This is a genomic window from Aquimarina addita (assembly GCF_039539305.1).
GTDB classification, from domain to species: Bacteria; Bacteroidota; Bacteroidia; order Flavobacteriales; family Flavobacteriaceae; genus Aquimarina; species Aquimarina addita.
In genome coordinates, this window is sequence record NZ_BAABCW010000006.1 from 89649 (window position 1) to 109385 (window position 19737).

The window sequence follows — 19737 nt, forward strand, 5'->3', positions numbered from 1 at the left end:
TAATATTCTTAGATTAATAAGGGTAGTCTTACCATATATCGGCATTGTATACACTACCATTTTTTATAACGTGTAAATATCCAAAAAAGCTTTAAAAATAAAGACTAAAAACAGAAAGACTTTTTACTTCTATCTATAAAACTTACTTTTTTGAGTAACTTTAAACACATTTTGTAGTCATATACATAACAAGATCTTAATTAACGCTATATGTTTTCACTTTTCAGAGAGAATATTCGTATTGCATTAGACTCCATAAGAGGACAGCTTTTACGAACTACCCTTACTGTTCTCATCATTGCCATTGGTATTACTGCTCTGGTAGGTATTCTGACCCTTGTAGGTGCTTTAGAAAATACTATTTCGGGAGATTTTGCTTCAATGGGTGCTAATACTTTTAATATACAACGGTATGAATTCTCCACAAGAAACAATCGTACCCGTGAAAAAATAAATCCAATTATTAATTACCGAAATGTACGAGAGTTTAAAGATAAATTTCAATATCCTTTTTCAAAAACTTCTATTTCTTTCAAAGGAACAAGCACTGCTGAGGTTACGTATGACGGTGAGAAGACCGACCCAGAAGTTTCAATAGTAGGAATTAATGAAAATTACCTTGATAACACAGGAACTGAAGTTGAAAATGGTAGAAATCTTACTTTTTTTGATGTAGAAAACAACAGCAATGTTTGCTTAATTGGATCTGATTTTAAAAAAAACATCTTTAAATATGTTGACCCGATCAATAAGATCATTAGTGTGAGAGGTGTCAAATTCAAAGTTGTAGGTGTACTGGAAAGTAAAGGAGCTACTTTTAGAAACAATCAGGATCTTAGAGTACTGATTCCGCTACAGGTTGCGCGCTCTATTTTTACACTACCTAATATTGATTACAAAATAAGTGTCAAAGTAGATGACAAGCAATATATGGAAGGTGCTCAGGACGAAGCAATCAGTACGTTTAGAAAAATCAGACGATTAAATCCACTTGAGGAAAACAATTTTGGTATAGAACGTAGTGATGATCTTTTAAACAGAATTGCGTCTATCGGAAGTGCTCTTAATATTTCTGGATTTATCTTAGGAATTATTACGGTATTCGGATCCTCCATTGCGTTATTAAACATCATGCTCGTTTCTGTTACAGAAAGAACCAGAGAAATAGGAATACGAAAAGCATTAGGCGCTAAAAGAAAAGCGATTGCCCTACAATTTTTTATTGAATCTATTACCATAGCTCAGCTTGGAAACTTAATAGGGATAGTTGGTGGTATCGTTGCTGCATTTTATGTAACTCAACAATATGACCTAACATTTTATATCCCTTGGAAAATAATGATTCTGGCTTCGTTTGTGTCGCTACTAGTAGGGTTAATATTCGGTATATACCCAGCTATAAAAGCTGCCAAGCAAGATCCAATTGAATCATTAAGACATGAGTGATTGTACGATTTTTTAATTACAAATTGCTTAGCATAGTCGTAACCGTAAGATAGCAGTGATGAATTTAGCTGAAGCATGTAAATTCAAGAAACAGAAATAAAAGAAGTATAATTTCCTGACTCTCAAAATAAATAGATTTTGATTCTTATGTACGGATACTTGGATCCGGTTAGTTGAATACTTACTCTTCTTTCTTCATTAACTTTTCGAAATATTTATACAACTCTCCATTAGTAATATTAGCTCCTTTTTGAATAAGTTTAAAAATATCCATTGCAGGATCCTCGCCGTATTCTTTGGTTGCATTATAAAAAACAACCTGATCATTCATTAGGTGCTCGCGTAGCCAATTATACCCTTCTGTGGTAGTTATATCAATTTCATCATTATTCACCTTAATTGCAATTAGATACATCTCGGTTCCGCCCAGATAGAAAAGATGTATCTGATCTTTAGAAAAATGCTCTAAATAATTAGCTTTACTTAATACTCCCTGCCATACGAGATCACTAAAAACATCTAACTCTTCTTCTGCTACTTCTGGTTTATTAACTTTGAGCTCCTCCCATTCATTTGCCGTAATAGATTGTGTAGCTAGAAAATTAATAAATTCTTGATGTAATTCTTCTAATTGCTCTTTAGTAAGTCTCTGGTACTTCATTTTATAAAATTTGGGTGCAAAAATAAGCATATCAATTGAATCAATAAACAATATTTTACTCTCGATTTCTTACTGTTATTGCCTTTTAGATTTTATCAAAAACATATTACAAACTCCTCATAACAAAAAAAAATCGCTCAAATGAGCGATTTTTAATATCTATACATAAAATAATATTACTTATTTTATTATTTAGCCTGTGCTATAATTTCGAAAGGTACAGTAGCAATTACTGCTCTATGAAGACGAACAGATGCTTCATACTGTCCTAAACGTTTAATAGTTCCTCCAGGTACAGTAATAAATTTCTTTTCAATCTCTATATTTTCTTTAGCTAACGCTTCAGAAACATCCGCATTAGAGATAGAACCAAATAATTTATCTCCTGATCCTACTTTAGCAGTAATCTTGATTTCGACTGCAGCAATTTTCTTTGCTACCTTCTCTGCATCTTCAATTTCTTTCTTTTCTTTAAATGAACGTTGCTTTAACGTTTCAGCTAATACTTTCTTAGCAGATGGGGTAGCTAAAACAGCTAAACCTCCAGGAATCAAAAAGTTACGACCATAACCGTTCTTCACCTCTACCATATCGTCAGCGAATCCTAGATTCTCAACGTCTTTTTTTAATATAAGTTCCATAATGTTATGATGTATTTTATTTTAATAAATCACCAACATAAGTCATGAGTGCTAAATGTCTTGCTCTTTTTACAGCAACACTCACCTTACGTTGATATTTTAAAGAAGTTCCAGTAAGTCGACGTGGTAACAATTTACCTTGTTCGTTTACAAAAGCCATTAAATATTCAGGATCTTTATAATCAATATATTTAATTCCTGATTTTTTGAAACGGCAATACTTCTTTGCTTTAGAAGTGTCAATATTTAATGGAGTAAGATATCTGATCTCTCCATCTTTTTTTCCTTTAGCTTGTTGCTCTATAGATGATGCCATAATTAAGCTTTTTGTTTGTTTCTATTTCTTCTTTTCTCTGCCCAGGCGATTGCGTGCTTATCTAAACTTACAGTAAGGTAACGCATCACTCGCTCATCTCTTCTAAATTCTACTTCCAATGGGTTGACAGCAGTTCCTGGAGCGGTAAATTCGAATAAGTGATAAAAACCACTTTTTTTGTGCTGGATTGCATAAGCAAGCTTCTTAAGCCCCCAGTCTTCTTTGGATATCATCTTGGCTCCATTAGAAATAAGAATATCTTCGTACTTCTTAACTGTTTCCTTTATCTGTTCATCAGATAAAACGGGATTCAAGATGAAAACAGTTTCATAATGATTCATAAAAATCTATTTTTAATTAAATTGGCTGCAAAAGTAAGATTATTTTTTTGATTATCAAACTAAAAATACACTTCGACGAATAACGTTTTTTGCCGATAAAAAGCTGAAAATGTTTGTGCGAATGATATATATTCATTAATATTGTAATGAATATTAACCTATGCAAGTGGAACAGACTGAATTAAAATGTGCAGTTGTAGACGATTCGAGACTACAACGTTTAGCAATTGTTAAATTAATTGATGATCATCCATCATTAGAATTAGTAGCAGAATGGAATAATGCTATTGAGACAAAAAACGGCTTATTAGATACGCCCGTTGATTTGCTATTTCTTGATATTGAAATGCCCATTCTAACAGGTTTTGATCTCTTAGATGATTTAGAAAATAAACCTCATATTATCTTTGTTACCGGGAAAACCAAATATGCTTTTAAAGCTTTTGATTATGATGCTATTGATTATTTAAGAAAACCTCTTAAAAAAGATCGATTTAATGCGGCAGTAGAAAAGGCATTAAGTATGACTCGTTTAAACTCTGAACAGTCATCAATAGAAGATGATGATTATATTTTTGTTAAGAGTAATCTTAAAAAACGTAAAATATTTTTAAGTCAACTTAAATATGTAGAAGCTCTAGGAGATTATGTAAAGTTAATTATGGAAGAAGGAGATCCTATTGTAGTTCTGGCTACGATGAAATCCTTTGAAGCAGAACTTCCGGAAGATCGTTTTTTGAGAATCCATAAGTCGTATATAGTAAATCTTGATAAAGTAGAGCGATACAACAGTAGAAATATAGAAATTGCTGATGAAAAGATACCTTTAAGTAGACATAAAAAGCATTCTCTAATTGAAGCTTTAAACAGTTAATAATTAGATACTAAAAATATATTAAATCCCACTCATATCAGTGGGATTTTTGTTTTTCTTACTTTCTAATAATTTAAGACTACTCAAAACTTCTTTACATTTTTTACAAAATATATGTCTTATTATAAACACTTTAATTTATATAAAGATTCACTTCAACTTATACCTATGATTGAATTTTCTTACTCCAAGCGGAGAAAAATTCACTAGTTCAAAAAAGGTATTCTAATAAATTAATCTTATCCTTCTTACTGGCTTTATAACTAGAACTAACTACAAAATCAAATTCTGTTGTATTAGGGTTATATTGAGTTAAGTGTAAACCTATTTATGATAAACATTTTCGATTTATGGGTAGCCAATACAAAATCAAAAACAGAAACGAAGGAATCAGGAATAATGTTGAAATAAATGAAGCCAATTCACTTAAATCTCCAAGATATTTGACATCATCATATGAAAATCTTGCTATAAATACGGTAGCTAAATATAAAATCTGGCATAAACTATAAGCGTAAAGTCCTAGTATATTTCTGCTGTAGATCATTAAAAATGCACCTACTCCTGTTCCCAGATTAGTAGCTATATAAATCCATCCTCTATAATATTCATTAGAACTTGCTAATTCTTGATAAAATACTCCTCTTAGGATCCCAAATAAAGACCCTGCAATTGTACATGTACACAAAACAATTAAAAACGCAGTATTTCTTCTTTTTTTAATCTCTGCTATTTGTTTTACTTCTGGCTTCGTACAATCAGAACACTCGTCATTATTTTCTAACTGGCCATTATGCTCCATATAAACATGTTTTTATCTTCATTATTTATTTTCTGGTGTATAGCTTTCTATTTAATATGTGTCTACATTAATCACAATCCTAACTCCTGCAAAATCTCTGACACTCTTAAAAGTAGTATGAACCTTTTTAACAGCTTCTTTAGTCTTACCCAAAGATTGACCTTGTGGGATTTTTATCAAAATATTTTTATGATATTGATTTCTTATTCTGGAAATTGGCGGAAACTCTGGTCCCAGTACATGTTCTTTAAAATACATGCGCAGAGATTTTGCTAACCATAATGTTGCTGCATTTACCTTATTATAATCTTTATGACGTGCGGTAATTTTTATAATTCTATAAAAAGGAGGATACTTATACTGATGTCTTTCTTCGATCTGATCTTTATACATACCAGTATAATCGTTCACAGATACTTGCTGTAGTATCTGATGATATGGGTTATACGTTTGGATCAACACCTTACCTCGTTTACTGGTTCTCCCTGCCCTTCCCGCGACTTGTTGCATTAATTGAAAACTACGTTCATGAGCTCTGAAATCAGGAAAGTTAAGGAGATTATCCGCATTCATGATCCCTACTAAACTTACATTTCTAAAATCCAAACCTTTTGTGAGCATTTGTGTACCAACCAGAATATCTATTTCACCATCTTCAAATTTAGTAATCAATTTTTCATAACCGTGTTTACCTCTGGTAGTGTCCTGATCCATTCTACCTATATTATAATCCGGAAGTAACTCTTGTAATTCTTTCTCTATCTGCTCTGTTCCAAAACCTTTTGTAGACAATTCCGTACTCCCACATGCCAAGCACTTTTGTAACATCGCCATATGATATCCACAATAATGACATCGCAACTGATTGCGATGGTTATGAAAAGTAAGACTCACATCACAATTAGGACATTGTGGGGAATGCCCGCAGGTATTGCATTCTATAACTGGAGAGTACCCTCTTCTGTTTTGAAATAAAATTACCTGTTCATTCTCTCTGAGAGCATCTTTGATAGCCTCTAATAGCGTATCACTAAAATGCCCCGTCATTTCTTTCTTCTTATATTTTGTTTTAAGGTCTACTAAATTTATATCAGGCATCAGAACATTACCATATCTTCTTTTAAGCTCTACTACCCCATATTTACCTTGCATCGCATTATAATATGTTTCCAGCGCTGGTGTTGCGGATCCCAATAACACTTTCGACGCGAACATACCAGACAAAACAACTGCTGTATCTCTTGCATGATATCTTGGTGCGGGATCAAACTGCTTAAAAGACCCCTCATGTTCTTCATCAATGATAATCAACCCCAAATTAGTAAAAGGTAAAAAAATTGAAGACCTGGCTCCTATAATAATTTGAGCTTTAGACGTAGTATTCTTTACATTATTCCAAGCTTCTACCCTTTCATTTACTGAGTATCTTGAATGATAGACTGTCAACTTTTCTCCAAAATATGCTTGTAACCTTTTAATTAACTGAGTAGTCAATGCTATTTCTGGTAATAAATATAAAATTTGCTTACCTTTTTCAAGTTGAGATTCAATTAGTTTGACATATACTTCAGTTTTACCAGAAGAAGTTACTCCATGTAATAAACATACATCTTTGTCTAAAAAACAAGTTCTAAGTTGTTGTAAGGCTTTTTCTTGATATGTATTTAAGTCTTTACTCAATGTAGATGAATCTCCATCAAATTGGACTCTATCAACTTGTAATTGATATTCTTCTAAAATATCTTTGTCAATCAACGTTTTTATTATAGCAGCACTACTATTAGCTGCTTTAGCTAATTCACTAATTTTTATTGGTTTATTATTTTTAGACTCCAGCATAAATAAATGCATCAAGACTTCCTTTTGTTTTGGAGCGCGTGTTAAGGATTCTAATAAAGATTGTAATGCTTGTTCTTTTGTATATTCAGCATGTAATTTTACATATCTTACGATCTTTGGTTTATATTGTTCATAAATCTCTTCTTGTACTACAATTATTTCTTTTTCAAGTAACCTTTTTATTATTGGTAACACTGTTTTCTTACCTGTAATATTCATGATTTCCTGAATACGAAGTAGACTTTGATGTTGTAATGCTTCATAAATTAAGAACTCATCATCTTTAAGAATACTTTCATCAACAGTAATTTTATCATTTTTCAAGATAATAGTTTCACTTTCTAGCAAAAAAGCACTAGGTAAAGCAGCTCTCATCACTTCTCCCTTTGAACACATATAATATGTAGCAATCCAAGACCAAAGCTCTAACTGATGACTAGTAACAATAGGAGATTCATCTAATATATGTTCAATTTCTTTTGCTTCATAGACTAATGGTGCAACTTGATGAATCTTGGTAACTAAAGCTGCATATACTTTACTCTTACCAAACTGGACAGCTACCCGCATACCTGGTTTAAGAAAAACAAATTCATCTTTATTAACACTATATGTAAATTCTTTCTCAAGAGGTATAGGAAGGATTACATCTATAAAATACGACATTCTCAGGGTATAAAATCAAAAAGGGAATATTTACTAAACACTATTAAAAATGAAAAAAAGCAGCTTTAGATTGTATAAAAATACAATATAAAACTAATTGGATTATAAAAAACGGATAAAAATACAAAGTTACTTTAACACATCATAAACCGTATTAATTTACATAGCCATCGTTATAAAAGTAAACCACCATACTAACTAGGTAAAAAAAACTTTAAATAATTCTTTTCTCGTTATCTATAATTGTATAAAGCAAAAAAACCTGACAGAGTAAACGATCAGGCTTATTAATAGATTCTATTTATTATTTATTATTGACTCAATCCCAGCATTCCTCCTTTTATTAATTTACAGGCTGGTTCATTACCTAACCAAATTTTAAAAAGTGCATATTTAAAATCCCTGCCTTCAATAAATCCTAGTTCTTCCCCATTTTTGAATGTTTTGATTCCTTTTCCTTTTATATATACTAAATCAAAATAGTCGTTTATCTGCATTGGAGAAGAAAATAGTTTAAGAAAATCATTAATTCTATCATCCATATTCTCAGTATTACCAAATAAGGCATCATCAAAGCCTTTACGAAATACTTTAATCATTCTAGAATTTGTAACTTTTTTGGAAACTATATTCAGCCGTATAGACATCGGTTCATCAGAATCAAGAATTACTTTAGGATCATTGAATTTTTGTTTTGTATATAATCCTCCAGAATACGTATCTATTCCAATTATTGAGCGCATTCCTGCACCATTAAGTGTTAATTCTTCTTCACCAAAGGTAACTTTATAAGGTAATACTACATCACCAATCCTCACTTGAGCTGTAACAACAGAAGTTAGCAAGAAAGCTAGAATAAAAGTAGTTATTATTTTCATAGTTAATTTATTTTAGATTACAGATATTTAGTTCGGTATTCTGTAATAAACTAACAAAAAAATAAAAAATAATTAAAAAGCAGGGTTCATATTGACTACTAACTATATTATGAAAGAGCTATTTATAGATTAATAAATACAAAATAATTTTTATTTTACTCTAATCCAGTTTTGAGTTCTATAAAAGAAAGCAATATATCCTCTTACATTTAAGACATCCTGATTATCTTCATCAACCCATATTTTACTAGTATATATTTTTCCATTTTCGGGATCGAGAATAGTTCCATCTTCATATTCATTTCCGTCTTTTGATAGATTTTTTATGATTACTAATCCTTCGATTGGTTTTCCATAATCGCTACCTTCACATTTAATACAAGTCTTATCTCTATCAGATTCTTTTAATATTCTTTTAATTTTACCAAAATATTGATTTCCTTGTTTATAGATTTCTACAATTGATTTAGCCTCACCAGTGGCATCATCAATCGTTTTCCATTCACCAATAATTTTTTCTTGAGCAGTGGCAATAGTTGTCATAAAAACAACCACTATGATAATAATTCTAGATATATTCATATTATATTTTTATTTATTTTTACACAATTATAAACAAAAAAGTTATCCATAAACAGGATAACTTTTTATAATATTTCAAAAAAAAATTATTGCAGACCTAGCATCCCATTCTTAATCCCCTCGCTAGCAGGCTCATCACCCAACCAAATTTTAAATAATGCATATTTAAAATCTCTTCCTTCTATAAGTCCTAATTCTTTTCCATTTTTAAAAGCTTTTACACCTTTTTCTTTGATATATACAAGATCAAAAACATCTCTTTTTACAATTGGCTCTGAGAAAAAACCTATAAATTTATTTATTCTTTCATCTAAACTCTTAGTATTTCCAAAAGTTGCTTTTTGAAATCCATCATTAACAGCTTGAATCATTTTTTTTTGTGTGACAAAACCTGATACAATATTTAATTTTATTGCCATTGTCTCATCTGCATCCAGAATCGCTAGTGGATCTTTAGTCTTGCTCTGCAAATACAACCCACCTGCATATAAATCAATCCATAGCATTTCACGAAGACCTGCGCCATTTAACTTAAGCTCTGTACCTTCAAAAGTTTCCTCATAAGGTAAAATTGCTTTACCTACCCTAATTTGTCCAATAGCACTAGATAAAGAAATTAATGCTACTATTACTAAAATAATTTTTTTCATTACTATGATGTATTAGGTGGGGGTATGTTATTATGTATTTTAAAAAATCGATGTAAATATAAACACTTAAAGCTATGCTAGCATAATAAATAATGTTAAAATAGACAATTATATGCATTTAATCGTAAAAAACGATCCGTTCAACCTATATATCACCAAGCATCTCATCTTTCAAACCTCCATCTGCTGGTTTCTTACCTAGCCAAATATTAAACAACGCTTTTTTGAAATCCAACCCTTCTATAGTTCCTTTTTCTATATTGTCTTTATAAAGGACCATTCCTTTACCTTTAATATATACAAGATCATAAATCTGTCCTACTTCAATTTCATCTTTCATATATCCAATAAACTGATTAATTCGTTTATCTAAAGATTTAGTATTATAATTAGTTGCCTTATCGAATCCATCACGCAGCGCTGATTGCATTTTACTTTTAGACATCATACCTGATAAAATATGTAGCTTAATAGCCATCGTTTCATCTGCAGCAGCAATCTCGCTTGCATTTTTACTTTTTTTCTTTAAATACAAACCTCCTGCATAAATATCAAAAAAGAATTTCTCTCGTAATCCCGCTCCATTAATAATAAGGTTCTCTCCGCTAAAAGTAATAGTATTTGGTAAAGTTGCATCACCAATTTTAGTTTGTGCCTGTCCGGAAAAAACTGTTAGTAATGTGAATAATGACAATAAAAGGCTTATTTTTTTCATTTTTATTAATTTAATTATTTGTTTAATGCTAAATATATCAAAAAATCTTTTTTAATCTACTAAGCGATGCATTTAATTCAAAACCTAATAACAGTAAATTCGAATTAAGCCATATATAAACCATTAATATTAACATCGCTCCTATTGACCCATATAATTTATTGTAGTTAGAAAAATTATCTATATAAATCCCAAATAAATAGGTAGTTATAATGATAAGAAAAGTAGTCATAAATGCTCCCGGAGAAAAAAATCTGTGCATTCTTCCTTCTGAAGTACCAAAATAAAATAAAGTTGCTACTATTAGAAAAATCATAACTACCAGTAATCCATATTTACCAAATTGTAACCAAAACACAGCATCGTGCATGACTCCAATTTTTTCTAAATCTTCTAACAAATAAGTAAAGTACAATAGTACTATAACTGTAATTAGCAACAACGATGCCACAATTAATGATACGCCTAATGCAATAACATACTGTTTAAAAAAATTACGATTTAAGGTCACATGATAAGAATATCCAAATCCAGAGAAAACAGCATTCACACCATTAGTCATTAAAAAAATGGATAAAATAAAAACTGTAGATAAAAGACCTCCTCTAGGATTAGAAGCTATATCATTAAAAATATCTTCAAAAAACAAGGAAGACTGACGTGGCAAAGCAGAGGTAATAAATTCAAAAAGGTTTTCCTGAAAACCGTCAATATGGATGATCGGTATTAGATTAAGTAGAAAAAGAAGAAAAGGAAACAGCGATAAGAAAAAACTCCATGAGATGGCGCTTGCTCTTGCAGAAAAAGTACCTTTTAAAATACCTATAGTATATATTTCTACTAAATCATAAGCCGAAAGCCCCTCTAAACCAGGAAGAACAATTTTTTTGCCAATACGTATTAGGACATTGATTATCGGTATTTTATTTAGCTTATCCTCAACTGCTTTTGACATATATTATAGTGCTTTCAAGCTAAGATCTAAATTATGTACAGAATGTGTCAGCGCACCACTACTAATATAGTCAACCCCACATTCAGCATAGGAACGTACGGTTTTTTCATTAATACCTCCACTCGATTCTGTTAAACAGGTATCTCCTATTAATGCAACTGCTTTTCTGGTATCCTCATAATTAAAATTATCAATCAGTATTCTATATACGCCTGGTGTTTTTAATATTTCTTTAATTTCGACCAGATTTCTAGCTTCTACAATAATCTTAAGATCTCTATTCGTATCTACAAGGTATTTTTTTGTTTTCTCTATAGCTTTAGTAATACCACCCGCAAAATCAATGTGATTATCTTTTAGCATAATCATATCATATAAAGCAAATCTATGATTCTCACCTCCTCCGATTTTTACTGCCCATTTCTCTAATGCTCGAATCCCCGGTGTAGTTTTTCTTGTATCCAGAATTTTAGTTCCTGTACCCTCAATAAGTTGTACTATATGATTGGTTTTAGTGGCAATTGCACTCATTCTTTGCATTGCATTCAGAACAAGTCTTTCTGCTTTGAGTATGGATTGTGAACTACCGGAAACATAAAAAGCAATATCCCCGTGAGTAATCTGAGCTCCATCTTCTAATACAGTTTCAATTTCTAATGCCGGATCCACATATTGAAATACTTTTTTGGCAAATTCCACTCCTGCTAATACACCTTTATCTTTTACCAATAACTTAGCTTTTCCTGTTGCTGACTCAGGGATACAAGATAAAGAACTATGATCCCCATCTCCTACATCTTCTCTTATTGCATTAGCAATTATTAATTCAATTTCTTTGTCAAATTGAGTTTTAGTAATCATATTGAATAGTTATTTTTGCTAAAATAGCAAAATATGTTGGGAGTTTTAGTTGTTATTAGCTAGTCTTATAACAAACAAAAAATTACACAGTAAAATGTAATAAGAATCAAATCTATATGAATATAAAACTAATTGCAGTTGGCAAAACGGATCATAAGGAATTAGAACACCTGATACAAGATTATATAAAAAGGTTAGGATTTTATATAAAATTCACATTTGACCTGATACCAGATATCAAGAATGCGAAGAATCTTAGTGAAATACAACAGAAAGACAAAGAAGGGAAACTCATTCTAAGCAAAATATCCAATGCTGATATTATGATATTATTAGATGAAAATGGTAAGCTTTATGATTCTGTAGGTTTCTCTAAATTATTACAGAAACATATGAATAGTGGTATCAAACAACTGATTTTTATAATCGGAGGACCTTATGGATTCAGTAAAGATGTATATAATCGTGCCAATGGAAAACTATCACTATCTAAAATGACATTTTCGCATCAAATGATTCGGCTTTTTTTTATTGAACAATTATATCGTGGATTTACTATCTTAAGGAACGAACCGTATCACCATCGATAACTTTTGAATCAATCAAATGTTAAAAAAGTGAAGTTCTAAAGTTTTAAAAAAAATAGAACCTTCATTTTTAAACACTTACTTCGTGGCTGCAGTTTTAATAAGCTAAAGTAAGGTCTCCGTAATTGGATTAATTATTACATTTGTTTTTTAATCAACTTTCCAGATGTATATGACCGCATATCTAAAGCTTATTAAGTTAGATAATTTATTGTTACTAGTTATTGCACAATTATGTATAAAATATGGGTTTTTTGATCCTTTTCCTGTTGCCATAACCTTAGATAGTTTCGGGATCACATTACTAATCATTGCTACATTATGTATAGGAGCAGCAGGAAATATTATTATTGAAATCTATGATAAAGAGAAATTTAATGGCTCTGAATTATTAAATGGATCAATTTCAGAGAAATCAGCGAATCGTTGGTTTATTATTCTTAATGTAATCGGAGTACTTATCGGGTTTTATATTGCCAACTTAATCGAAAAACCTGAATTTTCAGCTTTATTTATTATTTCGTCAGGGTTATTCTATTTATACGCTTCATATCTTAAGGAGCTTGTTGTAATTAAAAATTTTACCATAGCTGTTTTAATTTCTTTGAGTTTACTTGCAGTGGGTATTTTTGATTTATTACCTGCCATTACAGACGAAAACAGAGCATCACAACAAGTTGTTTTTAGAATCATAACTGATTATACTTTTTTTGCAAGTACACTTATATTGCTAAGAGAAATCATTAAAGATTGCTATACTATTGATACAGATCATAATGCAGGACTTAAAACAATTCCTATCATTTTAGGAAAAGAACGAACCGCTAAACTTGTAAGTGGACTTACACTTATCCCTATAGGTATGATCGTTTACTATCTTTACATCTATTTATTTAATAATACGTACGCCGTATTATACGTACTTATACTATTAATTGCTCCTCTCTTATATTTTATGTTTAAAAGTTGGGGAGCTCAGATCCAAAAAGATTTTGATCTATTAAGTCGGACTTTAAAAGTTATTCTGTTCCTGACTTCAATGTTTTTATTATTTTATCAATTCACCATATTACCTTAAACTATGTTGAAAGAAATATTAAAAAATCGCACTCTAATTCTGGCTTCTGGATCTCCGAGAAGACAACAATTCTTCAAAGATCTTGGGCTTGATTTTTCTATCAAATTAAAAGAAATCAAAGAAATATACCCAGACCACCTTGAAGCAGAAGAAATTACTAACTATCTGGCAGAACTTAAATCCAAAGCCTTTACTTCATTAAATGAATCAGATATCCTCATCACCAGCGATACTATCGTATGGCATAAAAATAAAGCTTTAGGAAAACCAAAAACAATTCAGGAGGCCAAAAATATGCTTGCTTCTTTATCAGGAGATACACATAAAGTTATTACCTCTGTATGTTTCAGATCAAACACGCATAAGCGTATTATACATCAGACTACTAAAGTTACCTTTAAAACCCTGACTCCTCAGGAGATTGAATATTATGTAGATACTTTTTCTCCTTTAGATAAGGCAGGCTCCTATGGTATTCAGGAGTGGATAGGATTTATAGGTATTACTCACATAGAAGGTAGTTATTTTAACGTTATGGGATTACCGGTTCAACTTGTATACGAAACGTTAATTGATCTGGTTAAATCATAGCTTTATTGTAATTTAGTTTTATATTTTTTAATAGGCTCATTTTATGACAAGCAGGAGAAATTCAATTTCCTTTGTGAAATATAAAATAAGCTTACCAATTTTTAAGATTTAGGTTATGAAAAAATTGATCCTGATATCTGGTATACTCAGTATACTTGTGATAATTGCTTGTAGTAATGTAAGTAAAGAGAAAAATACACTTTCTGAAAAAACCAGTATTAAAGAAAGTGAAGTTATCACACAACAACTATCTGAAGAATTCAAAAAATATTGGTATGCCGGTACTGCAGAAATTTCATCTTATCAGTTAGAACAAGCTCGTTATGGCGAAATTAGAGAAGGAAAAGCTGTTCTCATCTATGTAACAGAAGATTTCTTACCATCAGTTCAAGTAAAAGCGGATCGTCAACATCCTGAGAATATCCCAGTACTAAAATTGAACAGCACCAAAAATTTTGTGACAGGTATCTACCCCTATTCAATAATGCAAAGTACTTTTTATCCCGTTTCTGATAAAAAGCACGCTATCAAAGTTTCTAGCTCCATGCAGGAATGGTGTGGGCACGTGTATACACAACTTAATAATCGTGAACAATTCGAGATTCAATCACATTCATATTTTGAAGGAGAAGCGGATCAGCAATTAGCTCTAGAAAAAAGCATTTTAGAGAATGAGTTATGGACTAAAATTCGAATTAATCCTGATAATTTGCCTGTAGGAGATTTGCAAATCATTCCATCACTAGCGTATTGCCGACTTACCCATAAAGAGATTAAGGCCTATGCTGCAAAAGTTCAGTTACAAAAAGACGCTAACATAAGTTCTTATATGATCGAATATCCGGCATTGGGTAGAAAAATTAATATAAATTTCACTACTGATTTTCCTCATGAAATTGAGAGTTGGACAGAAACTTTCAAAAGCGGATATGGTACTGATGCAAAAGAACTTACCACAAAAGGCACGAAAATAAAACGCATTAAATCTGCTTATTGGGGTAAAAAAAGTAGTAAAGATGAAATACTGCGAAAAGAATTAGGATTAAATTAATATTAATATCAATACTAGCCATACAAAACCAAAATTATGATCAAAAAGTTATCAGAATCAGAAATACAAGAACATCTTAGCACTATTGAAGAATGGGAGTATAAAGATAATGCAATACACACTACAATAGAGTTTAAAGACTTTAAAGACACCTTTTCTGTAATGACTCGTATCGCTTTTGAAGCAGAAATACAACAACATCATCCCGACTGGACAAATGTTTACAACAAATTACAAATCAGCTTATCTACACATGATGCTGGTGGTATCACAGAAAAAGATTTTAAACTAGCTAAAACTATTGATGATATAGTTACTGGCGATTCATAATTCACAACATAAAAACTAGCAGTTTCTCTATTTTAATTTTTTAAAACCTAAAGCTAACAAATCAAATAAGTTTCCACCTGAAGAAAAAAAATTAACACTCAAACCAGCTTATTAATTTAATAGACAGCACCTATCTCCACCTACTCTTTAAGCATAATAAATAGTTGGTAAAATCTTCGTTTCTACTTATGTTTGTAATAGATTTTTTAAAATTTAATTATGGGAAGAGCTTTTGAGTTTAGAAAGGCACGTAAAATGAAACGTTGGTCAGCAATGTCCAAAGCGTTTACTCGTATTGGTAAAGATATTGTAATGGCTGTAAAAGAAGGTGGACCAGATCCCGATTCTAATTCACGTCTTAGAGCGGTAATACAGAACGCCAAATCTGTCAATATGCCCAAAGATAATGTAGAACGTGCCATCAAAAAAGCTTCTGATAAGGATCAAAGTGATTATAAGGAAGTACTGTTTGAAGGGTATGCTCCTCATGGGATTGCAATTTTGGTAGAGACTGCTACTGATAATAATAACAGAACCGTAGCCAATGTTAGATCATATTTTAATAAATGTGATGGTAACTTAGGGACCTCGGGTTCTGTAGAATTCATGTTTGATCATACGTGTAATTTTAGAATTAATAGTGAAGGACTGGATCCAGAAGAATTAGAATTAGAGTTTATTGATTTTGGTGCTGAAGAAGTGTTTAAAGATGAAGACGGAATCTTAATTTATGCTCCGTTTGGTAGCTTTGGTGCTATCCAAAAAGAACTGGAAAGCAGAGAGATTGAAATTCTATCTTCTGGTTTTGAACGTATTCCTCAAGTGACTAAAAAACTGACTCCTGATCAGGCAGCCGATGTAGAAAAATTATTAGAAAAAATAGAAGAAGATGATGATGTACAAAATGTTTATCATACCATGGAAGAATCCACTGCAGAGTAATAAATAGAAGAAGCTTTACTATAACCTTATTAGTTTTTAACACTTTTTTACTAATTTTGATCATTAACATATTTATTAAACATTCATTATGAAAAAAATTATTTAGTTATTTGTTTTAAGCTGTGCTATGGTTCTATCTTCTTGTTCAAAAGATGATGATGGTGATGATGGCGTAGCAGCAGAAGGAACTATCGTTGTTGATGGAACAACTGTTAACATTGCCAGTTCAATTATAGAAGATTATGGATCTTTTGAAGGCTTCTACAATTACGATTTTATTTTAACTGGTGCCTCTGGCAATGAGCCATATATTTTATATTTTGAATTATTTTCTCCGGTTGAGGAAGGAGATGAAGAATTTAAAACTGGTACTTTCCAATATACCAGCGATGAATCTCCTACTGAAGCAATATTTTATTTTAACAATGTATTTATATCCAAAGGCGATGAAATCCAAAATGAAACGGGTAGATCCGCTACTAGTGGAACGATAACCGTTTCTGGAAGTGGAAGTAATTATAAAGTCATAGTAGATGTGACATTAGAAGATGACGCTGTACTTACTGCTAATTATGATGGAGCTTTTATAATTAATGATGAGAGTTACTAGTATAAAATAGTATATATAATTTAAAAAAGAGTCTGAAATAAATTTCAGACTCTTTTTTTGTCATGAAAAACTAAGAATATCGACTATTCATTAAATCTCTAAAAATGAATAAATTCTTTTTAACTATATGCTTTTTGATTGTTTTACAATCCTCTGCACAACAGTATATGGATACTGCAAAAATTAGCGAGATTATAAATAAACATTCAGATACACTTACCGGAACATTAGGAAACTGGCAATTTATTTATAAAGAAGTTCCTATGATATGTATTACTGATGCTACAAATAACAGGATGAGAATTATCGCACCGATAAGAGAAGCCAGTAATCTTAACAAAGAACTATTATTAGATGCAATGACTGCCAATTTTCATGCAGTTCTTGATGTGAAATATGCGATCTCTAATGGTATTCTATGGTCAGCCTACATACATCCTCTTAAGGAACTAACATCAGAACAAATAGAGAGTGCTTTATCTCAGGTATATTTTGCCACAAAGAATTTTGGAACTACATTTTCTAGTACAGAATTAATCTTTGGCAACACTAATGAGAAAAAGAATCCAGTTTATCAAGAAAATAAAAAGATGAACGATCGTACGTTCTAATTGTAGTTATATTTCAGGATCAAAACTATAAGCTGGTATTTTACCTTGTACTCCTTTAAAGAAAGAATACATAAATGTAAGATCTTTCTCTGCGTTATCAGTAGGATAAAATGGTTTAGAGATTATATTTTGTTTTTTTCCAAAATCAAAAGTAATCATCACAATAGGTACTTGCGCTTTTTTTGCGATGTAGTAAAAACCAGTTTTCCAGGTTGCTACTTTTTTTCTGGTACCTTCGGGAGCCAAGGTTAGTCTAAGTATATTTCTCTTTTCAAATTCTTTAGCAATCGCTTCTACTTTGTTCTGACCCGATGTTCTATCTAAAGGAATTCCTCCTACCTTTTTAAAATACCATCCAAACGGCCATTTAAAGAGTTCCTTTTTGGCCATAAAACCTATATCCACATTGTCGACTTTTCTAATTAACAGACCCATATAAAAATCGTGCCAGCTAGTATGTGGAACTGCTATAACAACACATTTTTTAACATCTTTAAAACTACCTATCATTTTCCATCCAAGAAGCTTATAATAGATAAAGGAATATAACCTTCTCATAATAGTATATTAGATTATAGTCTGCGATAAATAGCTTTAAGCTTATCCGCATCTATTTTTTTACGCCAATTTTTACCAAGCGCATTCTCCCACAAGGGCTCTAGACTTAGAGCTACAGAAGTCATTGTATTTAACTGTTCTTCGGTAATGTTTGCACAAACTCCTTCTGGTAAGTTTATATTATGAACCTTTTTCATTTTTTGAAATATTGCTACTCCTTCTGGATAGTACTCCGATAATTTATCAAAAACAATACAATTACCTATTCCATGTTTTGTACCTAATACATAGGCTAAACCATAGCTCATTGCGTGTGCTACACCTACCTGAGAATATGCAATACTCATTCCTCCATGCCATGAAGCCATCATCAGTTTACCATCTGCCTCTTCTTTATTGTGATTTTCATCCAGGAATATCTCTTTACATAAATCTAATGCCTTCTCTCCATAACTCTGACTAAAAGCATTAAGATATGTGCCTTCTAACGATTCTACACAATGAATATAACAGTCCATGCCTGTATAAAACCACTGATCTTTAGGTACATCTTTAATTAGCTCAGGATCCAGTATCACCTGATCAAAGGGTGTGAAATCTGAGTTAATTCCCAGCTTACGCTCTGGTCCTGTTAATACAGTAGTTCTCGACACCTCTGCTCCTGTACCAGAGATTGTAGGTATTCCTACGTGGTATACCGACTTATTTTTTACCAAATCCCAACCTTGATATTCCGTTGAACTACCAGGATTATTAAGCATTATAGAAACAGCCTTTGCTAAATCAAGCATAGACCCACCTCCAATACCAATAATACCACTTGGCTTAAACTGAAAATCTTTATTAATTCTTGAAACTAATTCATCAACCTGAGAGGTTTTAGGCTCTTCTTTTGTAGATACATATATGATGGTGTCTGTTCCCGACAATTGAATTCTATCTTCTATAAAAGAAGTGTTTTTTTCAAAAACATCATCGATTATATAAATAAACGGCGCTCCTACTTTACGTTCTGATGAAATGATTTCACTTAATTGATTAAAACATCCATTTCCAAAAACCACTCTGGGTACCATTGGGAAATTTTTATGTACAGGACTTTTTATTTCTGGAGTAACTGTTGCTTCTATTGTTGATATATTTTTCTTATTA

General features: G+C 31.3%; 24 protein-coding genes. 10 read left to right on the plus strand and 14 right to left on the minus strand.

All coding sequences use genetic code 11. The features are described 5' to 3' along the window. Nucleotides 1-210: 210 nt before the first annotated feature. On the plus strand, nt 211-1446 hold the full coding sequence (locus ABD816_RS09260; RefSeq protein WP_344926692.1) for an ABC transporter permease: 1236 nt from the start codon (nt 211-213) through the stop codon (nt 1444-1446). Between the two features lie 181 nt (nt 1447-1627). On the opposite strand, the gene ABD816_RS09265 is transcribed toward ABD816_RS09260, so the two are convergent. From ABD816_RS09265 to rpsF, 4 genes are all read right to left on the minus strand, one after another. Beyond that, a complete protein-coding gene (locus tag ABD816_RS09265; protein ID WP_344926694.1) occupies nt 1628-2107 on the minus strand; it encodes a DUF6495 family protein in 480 nt (159 codons plus the stop codon). 188 nt (nt 2108-2295) lie between these two features. Further along, complete coding sequence (gene rplI, locus ABD816_RS09270; protein WP_344926696.1) at nt 2296-2748, minus strand: 50S ribosomal protein L9; 453 nt, start codon at nt 2746-2748, stop codon at nt 2296-2298. A gap of 16 nt (nt 2749-2764) precedes the next feature. Beyond that, the gene (rpsR, locus tag ABD816_RS09275; RefSeq protein WP_344926698.1) at nt 2765-3064 is read right to left on the minus strand and encodes a 30S ribosomal protein S18; all 300 of its coding nucleotides are present in this window, start codon (nt 3062-3064) and stop codon (nt 2765-2767) included. A gap of 2 nt (nt 3065-3066) precedes the next feature. Next, nucleotides 3067-3405 carry a 30S ribosomal protein S6 gene (gene rpsF, locus ABD816_RS09280; RefSeq protein WP_344926699.1) on the minus strand — a complete coding sequence of 113 codons (339 nt, stop codon included), beginning with the start codon at nt 3403-3405 and terminating at the stop codon, nt 3067-3069. A 160-nt stretch (nt 3406-3565) separates the two neighbouring features. On the opposite strand from rpsF, the gene ABD816_RS09285 reads away from it, so the two are divergent. Next, nucleotides 3566-4279 (plus strand): LytR/AlgR family response regulator transcription factor, encoded by a 714-nt coding sequence (locus tag ABD816_RS09285; protein WP_344926701.1) that lies wholly within the window; start codon nt 3566-3568, stop codon nt 4277-4279. Nucleotides 4280-4607: 328 nt separating this feature from the next. Here the strand turns inward: ABD816_RS09285 and ABD816_RS09290 are convergent, their stop codons facing one another. The 8 genes from ABD816_RS09290 to nadC all read right to left on the minus strand — a co-directional run bounded on the left by ABD816_RS09290 (nt 4608) and on the right by nadC (nt 12227). Beyond that, on the minus strand, nt 4608-5081 hold the full coding sequence (locus tag ABD816_RS09290; protein ID WP_344926702.1) for a hypothetical protein: 474 nt from the start codon (nt 5079-5081) through the stop codon (nt 4608-4610). Between the two features lie 51 nt (nt 5082-5132). Beyond that, nucleotides 5133-7586 carry a replication restart helicase PriA gene (gene priA / locus ABD816_RS09295; protein WP_344926704.1) on the minus strand — a complete coding sequence of 818 codons (2454 nt, stop codon included), beginning with the start codon at nt 7584-7586 and terminating at the stop codon, nt 5133-5135. 311 nt (nt 7587-7897) lie between these two features. Further along, a complete protein-coding gene (locus tag ABD816_RS09300; RefSeq protein ID WP_344926705.1) occupies nt 7898-8464 on the minus strand; it encodes a chalcone isomerase family protein in 567 nt (188 codons plus the stop codon). A gap of 150 nt (nt 8465-8614) precedes the next feature. Further along, nucleotides 8615-9046, minus strand: coding sequence for a DUF2147 domain-containing protein (locus ABD816_RS09305; protein WP_344926708.1), 432 nt, complete (start codon nt 9044-9046; stop codon nt 8615-8617). Nucleotides 9047-9132: 86 nt separating this feature from the next. After that, on the minus strand, nt 9133-9696 hold the full coding sequence (locus ABD816_RS09310) for a chalcone isomerase family protein (RefSeq protein ID WP_344926709.1): 564 nt from the start codon (nt 9694-9696) through the stop codon (nt 9133-9135). 145 nt (nt 9697-9841) lie between these two features. After that, nucleotides 9842-10411 carry a chalcone isomerase family protein gene (locus ABD816_RS09315; protein WP_344926710.1) on the minus strand — a complete coding sequence of 190 codons (570 nt, stop codon included), beginning with the start codon at nt 10409-10411 and terminating at the stop codon, nt 9842-9844. A 37-nt stretch (nt 10412-10448) separates the two neighbouring features. Further along, on the minus strand, nt 10449-11366 hold the full coding sequence (locus ABD816_RS09320; protein ID WP_344926711.1) for a YihY/virulence factor BrkB family protein: 918 nt from the start codon (nt 11364-11366) through the stop codon (nt 10449-10451). 3 nt (nt 11367-11369) lie between these two features. Then, complete coding sequence (gene nadC, locus ABD816_RS09325) at nt 11370-12227, minus strand: carboxylating nicotinate-nucleotide diphosphorylase (RefSeq protein WP_344926713.1); 858 nt, start codon at nt 12225-12227, stop codon at nt 11370-11372. A 116-nt stretch (nt 12228-12343) separates the two neighbouring features. On the opposite strand from nadC, the gene rlmH reads away from it, so the two are divergent. The 8 genes from rlmH to ABD816_RS09365 all read left to right on the plus strand — a co-directional run bounded on the left by rlmH (nt 12344) and on the right by ABD816_RS09365 (nt 18027). Continuing rightward, on the plus strand, nt 12344-12817 hold the full coding sequence (gene rlmH, locus ABD816_RS09330) for a 23S rRNA (pseudouridine(1915)-N(3))-methyltransferase RlmH (protein ID WP_344926715.1): 474 nt from the start codon (nt 12344-12346) through the stop codon (nt 12815-12817). Nucleotides 12818-12986: 169 nt separating this feature from the next. Continuing rightward, a complete protein-coding gene (locus ABD816_RS09335; RefSeq protein ID WP_344926716.1) occupies nt 12987-13892 on the plus strand; it encodes a geranylgeranylglycerol-phosphate geranylgeranyltransferase in 906 nt (301 codons plus the stop codon). A gap of 3 nt (nt 13893-13895) precedes the next feature. Next, nucleotides 13896-14483, plus strand: a complete 588-nt coding sequence (locus ABD816_RS09340; RefSeq protein WP_344926719.1) for a Maf family nucleotide pyrophosphatase — start codon at nt 13896-13898, stop codon at nt 14481-14483. Nucleotides 14484-14598: 115 nt separating this feature from the next. After that, nucleotides 14599-15534 carry a septum formation inhibitor Maf gene (locus ABD816_RS09345; RefSeq protein ID WP_344926721.1) on the plus strand — a complete coding sequence of 312 codons (936 nt, stop codon included), beginning with the start codon at nt 14599-14601 and terminating at the stop codon, nt 15532-15534. Between the two features lie 39 nt (nt 15535-15573). Next, on the plus strand, nt 15574-15864 hold the full coding sequence (locus ABD816_RS09350; RefSeq protein WP_344926993.1) for a 4a-hydroxytetrahydrobiopterin dehydratase: 291 nt from the start codon (nt 15574-15576) through the stop codon (nt 15862-15864). A gap of 219 nt (nt 15865-16083) precedes the next feature. Beyond that, nucleotides 16084-16806: a YebC/PmpR family DNA-binding transcriptional regulator gene (locus ABD816_RS09355; protein ID WP_344926724.1), complete on the plus strand. Its 723-nt coding sequence runs from the start codon at nt 16084-16086 to the stop codon at nt 16804-16806. Nucleotides 16807-16933: 127 nt separating this feature from the next. Next, on the plus strand, nt 16934-17416 hold the full coding sequence (locus ABD816_RS09360; protein ID WP_344926726.1) for a hypothetical protein: 483 nt from the start codon (nt 16934-16936) through the stop codon (nt 17414-17416). A gap of 104 nt (nt 17417-17520) precedes the next feature. Then, nucleotides 17521-18027 (plus strand): hypothetical protein, encoded by a 507-nt coding sequence (locus ABD816_RS09365; protein ID WP_344926728.1) that lies wholly within the window; start codon nt 17521-17523, stop codon nt 18025-18027. Between the two features lie 6 nt (nt 18028-18033). Here the strand turns inward: ABD816_RS09365 and ABD816_RS09370 are convergent, their stop codons facing one another. Continuing rightward, nucleotides 18034-18585 carry a 1-acyl-sn-glycerol-3-phosphate acyltransferase gene (locus ABD816_RS09370; RefSeq protein WP_344926730.1) on the minus strand — a complete coding sequence of 184 codons (552 nt, stop codon included), beginning with the start codon at nt 18583-18585 and terminating at the stop codon, nt 18034-18036. A gap of 14 nt (nt 18586-18599) precedes the next feature. Further along, on the minus strand, nt 18600-19661 hold the full coding sequence (locus tag ABD816_RS09375; RefSeq protein ID WP_344926995.1) for an iron-containing alcohol dehydrogenase family protein: 1062 nt from the start codon (nt 19659-19661) through the stop codon (nt 18600-18602). Between the last annotated feature and the right edge of the window lie 76 nt (nt 19662-19737).